General features: G+C 58.0%; 10 protein-coding genes. 5 read left to right on the top strand and 5 right to left on the bottom strand.

The genetic code is table 11. The annotated features are described in order from the left end of the window. The first annotated feature begins 95 nt into the window (after positions 1 to 95). The 3 genes from gcvH (at position 96) to VNL17_02410 (ending at position 3804) form a co-directional block, all read left to right on the top strand. Complete coding sequence (gcvH, locus tag VNL17_02420; protein HXI82928.1) at positions 96 to 476, top strand: glycine cleavage system protein GcvH; 381 nt, start codon at positions 96 to 98, stop codon at positions 474 to 476. Continuing rightward, the gene (gene gcvP / locus VNL17_02415) at positions 473 to 3277 is read left to right on the top strand and encodes an aminomethyl-transferring glycine dehydrogenase (protein HXI82927.1); all 2805 of its coding nucleotides are present in this window, start codon (positions 473 to 475) and stop codon (positions 3275 to 3277) included. Before gcvH ends, gcvP begins: the two co-directional genes overlap by 4 nt. Positions 3278 to 3354: 77 nt before the next feature. Beyond that, positions 3355 to 3804 carry a hypothetical protein gene (locus VNL17_02410; GenBank protein ID HXI82926.1) on the top strand — a complete coding sequence of 150 codons (450 nt, stop codon included), beginning with the start codon at positions 3355 to 3357 and terminating at the stop codon, positions 3802 to 3804. A gap of 24 nt (positions 3805 to 3828) precedes the next feature. On the opposite strand, the gene VNL17_02405 is transcribed toward VNL17_02410, so the two are convergent. The 5 genes from VNL17_02405 to lpxA are packed head-to-tail and all read right to left on the bottom strand — an operon-like array spanning position 3829 to position 8650. Continuing rightward, positions 3829 to 4812 (bottom strand): hypothetical protein, encoded by a 984-nt coding sequence (locus VNL17_02405; protein HXI82925.1) that lies wholly within the window; start codon positions 4810 to 4812, stop codon positions 3829 to 3831. 50 nt (positions 4813 to 4862) lie between these two features. Next, positions 4863 to 5621 (bottom strand): M14 family metallocarboxypeptidase, encoded by a 759-nt coding sequence (locus tag VNL17_02400; GenBank protein ID HXI82924.1) that lies wholly within the window; start codon positions 5619 to 5621, stop codon positions 4863 to 4865. A gap of 6 nt (positions 5622 to 5627) precedes the next feature. Next, positions 5628 to 6788, bottom strand: coding sequence for a transcription termination factor Rho (rho, locus tag VNL17_02395; protein HXI82923.1), 1161 nt, complete (start codon positions 6786 to 6788; stop codon positions 5628 to 5630). Next, positions 6785 to 7852 carry a class II fructose-bisphosphatase gene (gene glpX / locus VNL17_02390; GenBank protein ID HXI82922.1) on the bottom strand — a complete coding sequence of 356 codons (1068 nt, stop codon included), beginning with the start codon at positions 7850 to 7852 and terminating at the stop codon, positions 6785 to 6787. Before glpX ends, rho begins: the two co-directional genes overlap by 4 nt. Before the next feature lie 21 nt (positions 7853 to 7873). Then, entirely contained in the window at positions 7874 to 8650 is a 777-nt protein-coding gene (gene lpxA / locus VNL17_02385; GenBank protein ID HXI82921.1) for an acyl-ACP--UDP-N-acetylglucosamine O-acyltransferase, read from the bottom strand. An 882-nt stretch (positions 8651 to 9532) separates the two neighbouring features. Here lpxA and VNL17_02380 point away from each other — a divergent pair. Both VNL17_02380 and VNL17_02375 read left to right on the top strand, forming a co-directional pair. Further along, positions 9533 to 10567 (top strand): aldo/keto reductase, encoded by a 1035-nt coding sequence (locus tag VNL17_02380; protein HXI82920.1) that lies wholly within the window; start codon positions 9533 to 9535, stop codon positions 10565 to 10567. A 195-nt stretch (positions 10568 to 10762) separates the two neighbouring features. Continuing rightward, positions 10763 to 11185 (top strand): hypothetical protein, encoded by a 423-nt coding sequence (locus VNL17_02375; GenBank protein ID HXI82919.1) that lies wholly within the window; start codon positions 10763 to 10765, stop codon positions 11183 to 11185. Positions 11186 to 11400 lie beyond the last annotated feature (215 nt).

Below are 11400 nucleotides of genomic sequence, written 5' to 3'. Positions count from 1 at the left end.
GCTTGCGCGTCTGTCGGTACGCAGATTGAAATCGAGATTCGTGGAAAAAGGTTCCCGGCGGTTATCCAGAAGAAACCAATTCTCAAGAAAGGCCCATGAACGTTCCAAAGAATTTGAAATACGCCAAAACTCACGAATGGGTACGAGTCGAGGGGGATATCGCCGTTGTCGGCATTACCGACCATGCGCAAAACGAGTTGACGGACGTGGTGTACGTCGAGACCCCGGCGGTCGATGCGCGGGTTGAGGCGGGCAAGGAATGCGCGGTTGTCGAAAGCGTGAAAGCCGCGAGCGACATTTACGCGCCCGTGACCGGGGACGTGGTTGGTGTGAATGAGGAACTCGGCAGCGCACCTGAATTGCTCAATCAGGACCCGTACGGCAAGGGGTGGATGTTCAAGGTCAAGATGAGCGATCCGAGCGAACTGAACGAGTTGCTGAGTCCTGACGATTACTCCCACCACATCGGCGCATGAACATCGAACGTCCTGAGCGTTTTGCGGATCGGCATATTGGCCCGAGCCCTGAAGACATTCAGGAGATGCTGCGCGTCGTCGGCTTCCCCACCCTCGACACAATGATTGACGCGGCGATCCCGAAGCAGATTCGCCTCAAGAAACCTCTTTCGCTTTCTGCGGCCCGCAGTGAGGCAGAGTTGCTCGCCGAATTAAAAGCCATCATGTCGAAGAACAAGGTGTGCCGTTCGTATATTGGCATGGGCTATTACGATTGCATCACGCCGCCTGTGATCCAGCGGAACGTCATGGAAAATCCTGGCTGGTACACACAGTACACGCCGTATCAGGCAGAGATTTCGCAGGGCCGGCTCGAAGCGCTGCTGAACTTCCAGACGATGGTGGTTGATCTGACAGGGATGGAAGTGGCTAATGCTTCCTTGCTCGATGAGGCGACGGCGGCCGCTGAGGCAATGACGATGTGCCACGGCCTTCAAGGCCATGAAGGCCGGAACGTCTTCTTCGTCTCTGAGACCTGCCACCCGCAAACCATCGCGGTGGTGCGGACGCGCGCCGAGCCAATTGGAATTGAAGTGGTCGTTGGAGATCACACGAAGTTCACGCTCAACGAGAAGGTCTTCGGCGTGCTGCTGCAGTACCCCGCAACCGATGGCGGGATTCTTGATTACGAGCCATTCATTCGCGCAGTTCATGAGCACAAGGCGTTCGCGGTCATCGCAACGGACTTACTGGCGCTCACGCTGCTGAAGCCGCCGGGGGAGTTCGGAGCGGACGTTGCGGTTGGCAGCGCGCAACGCTTTGGGGTGCCGATGGGCTATGGCGGACCGCATGCCGCATTTTTTGCCACGCGGGACAAGTTTAAACGGCACATGCCCGGTCGTCTCGTTGGCGTTTCGAAAGATGCGCAAGGTAATCCTGCCCTGCGTCTCGCGCTGCAGACCCGCGAGCAACACATCCGTCGCGAAAAGGCCACGAGCAACATCTGCACCGCGCAGGTACTGCTGGCCGTTATGGCATCGATGTACGCGGTGTACCATGGACCGGAGGGACTGAGGAAGATTGCCAGGCGGATCCATGCGCTGGCGAAAGCTTTCGCCGCTGCCCGGGGTGAATCGCAGGAGGAACCGTTCTTCGATACACTTCATTTTCGGCGAGCGCCAAAGCCGGGGGACTTGAATGCGCGCGAATATCCCGACGGATCGTGGGGCGTGTCGTTCGACGAAACGACGACTGCGGAGGATTTGAACCGTCTCGCAGAGCGTAATGTCACGGTCCTTTCTGATTCCGACCTTGGTGCATTCGCCCGTAAGACACCATTTCTCACACATCCCGTCTTCAACCAATATCATACCGAGCATGAGATGCTGCGGTACATCAAGCGGCTCGAGGCGAAGGACCTGTCGCTTACGACTTCAATGATCCCGCTCGGGTCGTGCACGATGAAACTGAATGCCACGGCGGAGATGATTCCCGTCACCTGGCCGGAGGTGGGGAAACTGCATCCGTTTGCGCCGCGAGAGCAAACAGCTGGTTATCAGATCATCTTTCAGCAACTCGAGTCCTGGCTGGGGGAAATCACGGGTCTTGCCGCCATCTCCCTGCAGCCGAATGCCGGTTCGCAGGGCGAATACGCCGGGTTGTTGGTCATCCGCGAATATCAGAAACGGCGCGGCCAGAATCATCGTGACATGTGCCTCATTCCCGTGTCCGCTCACGGGACAAATCCTGCGAGCGCGGTAATGGCAGGGTTCAAGGTTGTCGCGGTTGCGTGTGACGCTGACGGTAATATCGATGTGGCTGATCTCCGAGCGAAGGCACAGGAGCACCGGAAGGATCTAGGCGCGCTCATGGTGACGTATCCGTCCACCCACGGCGTTTTCGAGGAAACGATTCGGGAAGTCTGCCAGATTATGCACGAGAACGGCGGGCAGGTGTACATGGACGGCGCGAACATGAACGCGCAGGTCGGGTTATGCCGGCCGGGTGACATGGGCGCCGACGTTTGCCACCTGAACTTACACAAGACATTTTGCATACCGCATGGCGGAGGCGGCCCGGGCATGGGGCCGATCGCTGTCGCGGGGCATCTGGTTCCCTATCTGCCAAAGCATCCGCTCGCGAAAGTGGGCGGTCCGCAAGCTATTGGCCCGGTGTCCGCGGCGCCCTGGGGTAGCGCCAGCATTCTCACCATCCCGTGGATGTACATTGCGCTCATGGGCGGCGATGGCCTTGTTGATGCAACGAAGGTGGCGATCTTGAACGCCAACTACATTGCGAAACGGCTCGAACTGTATTTCCCGACGCTTTACAAAGGCCACGGTGATCTTGTCGCGCACGAGTGCATTATTGATTGTCGTCAGTTCAAGAACACAGCGAACGTGGAAGTCGAGGACATCGCGAAACGATTGATCGATTACGGGTTTCATGCGCCGACGATGTCATGGCCCGAGCCCGGTACGCTCATGATCGAGCCAACCGAAAGTGAGTCCAAAGCTGAGATTGACCGGTTTTGCGATGCGATGATCGCGATCCACGCCGAGATCAAAGCAATTGAATCGGGTTCGATGGATCGCGTCAATAATCCCTTGAAAAACGCGCCACACACCGCACGGGTGGCGGTTGCCGACAACTGGGAGCATCCATACAGTCGCGAGCGGGCAGCCTTTCCCGCTCTGTGGACGCGCGAGCACAAGTTTTGGCCCGCTGTTGGGCGGGTGGACAATGTGTACGGTGACCGCCATGTCGTTTGCACTTGCCTGCCTGTCGAGGCTTATGCAGCCGCAGACGCGCAACCCAGTTAGATAAAAGCTTTCGCGGTTACCACCTGTAAGCGCCTGCGGCCCAGATAATTTCGTTTGCAGTTCTCTTGGAGAAGTGTATGATATTTCCATTCGTCGGAGGTGCTATGGCGAAGGCGAGGAAAGAGGTGGAGCTTGCAGTGCGGGTTGGTAACAGACCTGCCGCACTTGGTGGAGTACTCGCCTCTGTCGCCAAGCACGGAGTCAATGTCCTCGCATACTGCACTTACTCTGACGGCAACGACCTGATCGTTCTCCTGATTACCGACAACGCGCTGGCTGCGAAGGAAGCCCTCCAAACGGCTGGTTTTTCCTGCAAGGCGAATTCTGTTGTGCTTGTCGGTGCCTCGGATGAAGTTGGCGCGGCGGCCAGGATCGGCATGCATCTGGGGATGGCAGGGGTCGAGATTCTTTACTCGTACGCCTCCTCATCAGGTGGCGACCAGTTTGTCGCGGTCTTCAAAACCACCAACGATGAACGTGCCATTCAAGCCCTTGAGGTTTGTCCCCAGGCGCGAGCTGCAGCATGAGGATCCGCGGAGCCTGCGACTTCCTCAACCACCCGTCCAGGTATTGTCTGGGGGACGGTTTGTCGCCGTCGCAGAACCAGCATTGGTGTTCGTGGCAGTTTTATTTGTGCCGAACGGCCACCACCATTTTTTCTTCGGCGGTTTTTCCTGAGGCGGCGGTGGTGGCGGCCGGAGTTCCTGATCCGTCATTACTCGCTCGACGCGAGGATACGTTTGCTCGCCGCCGCGCATGACCACCGTACCGTCGGCGTCGGTGACGAGGTGCGGCACCGAAAGCACGTCGGAGTACACGGCGCGATTCAACACCTTGGCGTCAGGATCCACCTCGGCATAGCTGTATGAGCGTGGGCCGCTACGGAACAACACGTGAAGATGGCCGGCTTTATCGATCATCGCGGAGGGTTCGCCCACCGAGATAGTTTCACCGAGCGGCACCATCCCGTAGACCAATTCATGCGGGTCATCCTGCACGCTCGCGTACAGCACTTCATTATGCTCGGCGCGTCGTGAGAGGAGCGCGTATGTTCGATAATCTTCGTTGGTCTCGCCGGCGGCAACCGGTAGACCCACCGTTTGCTTCCAGACTTCGCGGCCCTTTATGATCGTGAACTTGACCGGCGGCGAAAGCGCATGCCTGCTGCCGCCATCAACCACCGCCCGCACGGTAAAGGTGCCGCGTTGGCGAAGGTCGTAGTGTGGTAACAAGTCAACCGTGATGCTCACGGTACGCCCGGGCGCTATCTTCACCGGGTCGAAAGCCAGTTGTTTACCAACCGGCGAAATCGTCGCGCTGGCCTCGTCACTGATCAGGAAACTGAGCCAGGAGGTCTGGTTGTCGTCTGCCAGTTCGATCGTGCGGCCGGAGAAATTACGGACGTTGACCACCACGGGTACCGCTTCGAAGAGTATCAGCGTATCGCGTTCCATGGTGAGTTGCACCGAGATCTGGGCATGAGCACTCCATGGCACGATCAGCGCAACCAACAACGCAAGCATGGATCGACGCATGATGGAAACGGTAACATGTTGACGGAGACCCGAACAAGGAAAATGCCACGTCATCGAGACCTTCCTGCCAGCGCACTCAGCGCGGATCGAAGCGCTATCCGATGGGCCGCGGCGCGCTGCTTCAGCGGAAAATGTACGGGCGTTTCACTGCCGAGGATATGGTCGGTGGAATTCAGGAACAGATGATATGCCATCGGCCAACGGCGCCGGCGCTTCAGCGTTCCGACGTTCGAGGCCCGACGAATCAGGCCTAAGCCGGTTGCCTGGTTGCCATCGATCATCTTGTGACGATCGATGGGAATCACCCGGCTGACCGCCTGCACAATGCGTTCACCGATAAAAGGCGGCCCTTCGCGCAGTTCGTAAAGATAGTATCCCGACGCATCCACATCTTCATGCAAATCGAGCGAGAACACGAAACGCCGGCCTTTTACCAACCTTTTGATCAGTTCCGCTTCGAGGCAGTCGGTGTCGCCACGAAATTGGCGGTTGATATCCTGGCGCTGCGCGTTGCGACGTTGGTTGCGCTCCCAACCGTAGGGATTGATGCACGGCAGGACGAACCAGTTCCGATTCCACTTCGCCCATTCGCCGCTCTCCAGCCAGCGCAGAGCGCCTGCGACACCGCCGGGTTCCTCGCCATGGATTCCAGCAGTGACGAGAACCGTCGGGGCGTCTTTGGAAATACTGCGCCGCAAACAGAAGAAGGGGTATCCCGAAATCTCCCCGGCTTTTTGGACGCGCCATTCGCGACGCGGCAAAGCCCGCAGTCGTTGCACGATCTCGTTGTAATCTCGGACGCGACCCACGGCGAACTACTGTGCCATCGCCTTGAGAAATTCCTTGTTCGTCTTGAATTTGGCAAGACCCGTAAGGAGCTTCTGCAGGGCTTCGACGGGCGGCGCGCCACTCAACGCGCGACGCAGTCGTGTGATCGCCTCGAGATCCTTCGGCGCCAGCAGCAGTTCCTCGCGACGCGTACCGGAAGCGTTGATGTCCACTGCGGGCCAGTATCGCTGCTCGGCGATTTTGCGGTCGAGCACCAACTCTGAATTGCCCGTGCCCTTGAATTCCTGGAAAATCAGCTCGTCCATCCGCGAGCCGGTTTCAATCAACGCAGTGGCGATGATCGTGAGTGAACCACCCTCCTCTGCTTTGCGGGCCGAGGCGAAAATACGGCGCGGCTGCTCCATCGCGCGAGCATCGAGACCGCCGGTCATCGTGCGGCCGGTCGAACCGATATAATTGTTAAACGCGCGCGCGAGGCGTGTGATCGAGTCGAGCACAATGAAGACGTCCCGTCCGAATTCGACCAGCCGTTTGGCCCGTTCAATCGCCATCTTGGCAGTGCGAACGTGCTCTTCAATGGTCTGGTCGTTGGTCGAAGCGATGACCTCGCCGCCTTTGACCGAGCGACGGAAATCGGTCGTTTCTTCCGGACGCTCGTCAACCAACAGCACCATCGTGTGAACCTCGGGATGGTTGGTGATCACCGCGTCAGCGATATGGTGCAGGAGCGTCGTCTTGCCGGTACGCGGCGCCGCCACAATCAAGCCGCGTGTGCCTTTACCGAGGGGCGCGATCAGATCGAAAACGCGCGTCGTATAACGGTCCCCAACAGTCTCCAAATTGAACCGCTCATTCGGGTTGACGCTCGTCAGCTCGTCAAACTTCTTGAGGCTCGCCCACTTTTCGGGTGGCTGGCCGTTGATCTTGAAAATCTCGGCCAGTTGCGGGCTGCCTTTCTTGGGCGGCACGGCCCGCCCGTCGATTTCGAGACCCGGTCGCAATTTGAACTTGCGAATAACGTCCGGCGACACATAAATGTCGTTCGGGCTGATCTGGAAGTTGCGCGCGGGGTTGCGGAGGAATCCGAACCCCTTCTCGCCCACTTCAAGGACGCCCCGGACCTGGCCTTCGGTTGATTGTTGCGGTGGAGGTTGCGGTTGTGTTTGCGGCTGTTCTGTTTCGTTCACAGTGGTTGCTCTGCCCGCGTCGAACGCAGGCGTATGGTTTTCTTTGTCAGGTCGTGTACCGCTCTGATGTGGCGCACCGTGCGCGTATTGGCCCGCATGAGGATCGAGTGCGTGATGGCGGTGTGGCCGATGAACCGCACGCCCGGCAGCAACGGGCTGTCACTGATACCCGTCGCGCAAAACATGATACCATCCCCCTGCGCAAGGTCCTCTGCGTAGTACACTTTGTTGAGTTCCTCTTCCAATCCTGCCTTGATCAATTGCTTCCGCTCGGTTTCGTCGCGCGGCCACATTCTCACCTGCATGTCGCCGCCCAAGCATCGCAACGCCGTCGCTGCCAACACCGCTTCGGGCGACCCGCCGACGCCCACGTACAAATCCGTGCCGCTATCGGGCAGGCTCGGCGCGATAGCGCCCGCCACGTCCCCATCGCCAATCATCCGCAACCGCGCGCCGACTTTGCGGATCCGCTGGACCAACTCCTCATGCCGTGGTCGGTCGAGCATCGTAATGGTCAACTCGTGCACCGGCACATTCAGGATCTTCGCGACCAGCAGCACGTTCTCCTCGACCGGCGCTTCCAGCTTCACCTGCTCGACTCCCGTCTTGAGCATGTAATTCCGCACCCGCGGCCCGTACGCCAGCTTCTCGCAATAAAAGCTCGGCAAATTCTTCAGCGCCTTGCCCAAACCGTCAAACGCGCTACCCGCCGCCAGCACGGAAATCACATTCGGCAATCCCTTCGAAATGTTCGTCGTGCCGTCCACGGGATCCACCGCAATGTCCAGCGGCACGACTCCCGGTTCCCAGGTCCCAAGGTGTTCGCCAAGAAAAATCCCCGGCGCCTCATCCTTGATACCCTCGCCGATGACCACTTCGCCGCAACACGGTATCAAATCGAACATACCGCGTATCGCATCGCACGCCGCCTGGTCCGCGGCGTTCTTGTCGCCCTTCCCCATCCACTGCGAGGCGTTCAACGCAGCAGCTTCCGTCGCGCGCACCAGGTCAAACTCAATAATGCGCTCCAGATCGTGAATCGGCTTACGACTCAACTTCGCCATGAAAGAGTGTTGCTTTAGTGCCTATCGGGCTATTCCGCGTTCAGACTTGCGACAGAAGTCGATGAAATGCTCCAGCTCGTGGCTGGGCGGAAGTTCTGACTGTATCTTATCCAAGGCATTGCTCACTGTCAACCCCGCTCGACACAATATTTTAAAGGCCTCCCGAAGCGACCGCTGGGCCTCTTCCGGTACCCCGTTGCGTTCCATCCCCACTTTATTGACCCCGCGCGTCTCCGCCGGGTTGCCATCGGCCATCATATACGGCGGCACATCCTGCACCACCTTGGCGCACCCGCCAATGATCGACATCGTGCCAATCCGACAAAATTGATGAATCGCCGCCAGTCCTCCAACAATCGCAAAGTCTTCCACCACAACATGTCCCGCCAGAGTCCCGTTGTTGCTGAAGATCACATGGTTACCAACAATGCAGTCATGCGCCACATGCGAATACGCTAAGAAATTGTTGTGCGACCCGATCCGCGTATACAGTCCGTCCCCCGTCGCCGTATGCACCGTCACATGCTCCCGAAAGACGTTGTCCGACCCGATTTCCAGGTAAGTTTTCCCCCCAGAATATTTCAGGTCCTGCGTCTTCAACCCGATGCTTGCAAACGGAAAAAACTCGCACCGCGCCCCGATCGTCGTCAGCCCATCCATCACCACATGCGAATGCAGCCGGCACCCCTCCCCCAGCTTCACGTTCGCCCCCACGACGCAATACGGCCCAATCTCACAGCCGCCACCAATCTCGGCATGAGAATCAACAATCGCAGTAAGATGAATCTTTACCGTCATACTAAAGTGAGCTTTGGAAGCCGAGTCTGCGAGGTGCCACACGATGTAACTTCACGGCAAAACCTCATCGCTTGGGGCAATGCCATCAGAACTCCCCGCCGCACTTGTACCGCAACTCATTCATTAGGTCAATGCCAGCCTTTCCCTCCGAATTGTAGGGCAACCGGCCCGGTTGCCGCTTCGGTTTCCTCCCGCCTGTCATGCTGAGCTTGTCGAAGCATCTCTGTCGTGCCGCCCTCCTATTGTGCGCCGGTCTCCCGACCGCGCACATAAATCGACAGCACGTCTCCATAGTGCCCAAACGAACACAAAAACCACCCAACTCCCCTCGTTTACTCTCTCAAAACCCCGTCACGGTGGGTTCGTTTTGGAAAACAAACCCACCGTTTTCCGGTAGATTTTTATCGTGTAACCCATTGTATCGCAAACCGATAACTGCTGTTTTCCGTCCCACAATCGGTGGGTTCGTTTGGTAGAATGGCACATTTCTTTCGCGTTCCGTACAGGAACGCATCCGCCATAGCCTTGGCGAAGGCGGAAGCGGAAGCGTCCTCGCGACGAAGGGTTGAACGTTGCGTGTCCGCCGTAGCAGCAGCAAAGGAGGAAGTGTTCATCAGTTCCCCCGACTATACCCGCCCGCCAACCTCATGTCCAGCAAAATTATCGATTAGCGATACAGCGGTTCATGTTCCATTGTAGGGCGGGATGCCTGCCGTATAGGTATACCGCTGTTGCGTTGTGTGGCATGTCGTGTCGGCCAGCGCCATCTCAATTTCCCCGCTTGATTCACGCGAAACCCTAAACAATATTCCAACAGCCCGGGAGGCGGCGCACCCAAGGCCAAAGGCGAACCTCCCCGCACAACGTAGAAAGGCGATTCCTATGCGATACAGACTTTTGGGCAACAGCGGACTTCGAGTTTCAGAAGCAGCTCTCGGCACCATGACCTTCGGCGATGACTGGGGCTGGGGCGCCGCCAGGGACGTCTCACGAAAAGTGTACGACGCCTTCCGCGAGGCCGGGGGCAATTTCATCGACACCGCCAACCTGTACACGAACGGCACGAGCGAATCGTTCCTCGGCGAGTTCATGAAAGGCCACCGCCAAAGCGTGGTGCTGGCCACCAAATACACCAACGCCGCTCCCGGCACCGACCCGAACGCCGCCGGCAACCACCGCAAGAGCATGATGCAGTCCGTGGACGCGAGCCTCAAACGTCTGCAGACCGACTATATCGATCTCTACTGGGTCCACATCTGGGACCAGATCACGCCCGTCGAAGAGGTCATGCGCGGACTCGATGACCTGGTTCGCGCCGGCAAGGTGCTCTACGTCGGCATCTCGGACGCCCCCGCGTGGTGGATCGCGCAAGCGAACACCCTCGCCCATCTGCGCGGCTGGTCATCCTTCATCGCAATGCAGATCGAATACAGCCTGATTGAGCGAACGGTCGAACGCGAGTTGATCCCGGTAGCTAAGGCGTTAAACATCGGCGTGACCGCTTGGTCACCACTGGCCGGTGGCGTGTTGACCGGCAAGTACCACGGCCACGGGTCGTCCGAACAGGCACGAATGAACACCGACATGATGAAGCAATTCATGCCAGAGCAAGAACGCGCCGACCGCGTCGTCGTCGCCGTCAAGAAAGTAGCCGATCAGACCAGTCGCAGCCTGGCGCAAGTCGCGCTCGCGTGGCTCCGCCACCGCCCCGTCCCCGTCGTCCCCATCATCGGCGCGCGCAAGCTCTCCCAGTTGCAGAACAACCTCGCCAGCCTCGACCTGACTCTCTCCGCTGACCAACTAAAGACCCTCGACGAGTCCAGCCAGATCGAACTCGGCTTCCCGCAGAGCATGTACGCCAAAGAGTTGGCCCGCACCTTCGCCTACGGCGGCCTCCGCGACCGGATCGTGGCCTGAGCGCATTCTGATCGACGACTCACTTCAATTCTTGGGCCCGATCATCCCCACCCCGGGAACACGCCGAGGCGGGTTCGAGTCTTACGTGGGGAGTCCTTTTTGTGCTTTCCTCGCAGTGTTCTCAAGGGTTTAATCGGGTATCTACACTTAACACCTAAGGAAGGAATAGTGACTCGTATGCGACACATCTGTGCCATGCTTGCAGGGCTTGGGGCGCTTGCCACTGGGTGCAGTAGTTATCCCAGTAGCAAAGTTGATGATCATCATCAGGTGGCGGCAATGTTGAATCCTTTCACTAGGAGCGCGCCAGTTGTCGTCACCAATCCGGAGTATCCGGTGGTAGCGAACAGCACGATGGAGCAATTGACGGCAGGAACTGCCAAGATCGTTGGAGAAACTGAAGCAACGATTTCTTCCTTACAACAAGGGCTCCCTGAAGTCCAAAAGATTTATCGGGGCACTGTATACGCGGTAACCGAACAGGATGGTTGGTTCTTTTACGCCACGTCAATTGCATTCGACAAAAACACCTATCAACCAGTGGCTTTCATTTCGGGATATGCTATTAGACGAGGTGACCGAGCCATCCTTGAATGGAGTATCTTACATAACAGGTAGTTTCTTGGCGGTAACCGTCGGAAGCTCAAACCGCAAGGTTCTCAAACCGTCCAAAGCGGGGAACCAAGTCTCCCGATTTGAGTGCAAACCCGATTTTTGCTTTCGCGGCGATTGAATTAGAGGTTTAGGCCTTTGCTTTTAAGGGGCAAGCCCGGCAATCAGGGCGCGCAAGAAATAGGCGGCATCCTCGTCCGAAAAGGGGTCAGTCCGCTTTT

This window comes from Verrucomicrobiia bacterium, assembly GCA_035577545.1.
Taxonomy (GTDB): Bacteria; Verrucomicrobiota; Verrucomicrobiia; order Palsa-1439; family Palsa-1439; genus Palsa-1439.
The sequence above is the reverse complement of the archived record's forward strand: the minus strand, read 5'-3'. Positions and strand labels throughout refer to the sequence as shown.

Coding starts and splice junctions, on each gene's coding strand:
- gcvH (HXI82928.1), top strand. CDS start 96: ATGAACGTTCCAAAGAATTTGAAATACGCCAAAACTCACGAATGGGTA.
- gcvP (HXI82927.1), top strand. CDS start 473: ATGAACATCGAACGTCCTGAGCGTTTTGCGGATCGGCATATTGGCCCG.
- VNL17_02410 (HXI82926.1), top strand. CDS start 3,355: ATGATATTTCCATTCGTCGGAGGTGCTATGGCGAAGGCGAGGAAAGAG.
- VNL17_02405 (HXI82925.1), bottom strand. CDS start 4,812: ATGCGTCGATCCATGCTTGCGTTGTTGGTTGCGCTGATCGTGCCATGG.
- glpX (HXI82922.1), bottom strand. CDS start 7,852: ATGGCGAAGTTGAGTCGTAAGCCGATTCACGATCTGGAGCGCATTATT.
- lpxA (HXI82921.1), bottom strand. CDS start 8,650: ATGACGGTAAAGATTCATCTTACTGCGATTGTTGATTCTCATGCCGAG.
- VNL17_02380 (HXI82920.1), top strand. CDS start 9,533: ATGCGATACAGACTTTTGGGCAACAGCGGACTTCGAGTTTCAGAAGCA.
- VNL17_02375 (HXI82919.1), top strand. CDS start 10,763: ATGCTTGCAGGGCTTGGGGCGCTTGCCACTGGGTGCAGTAGTTATCCC.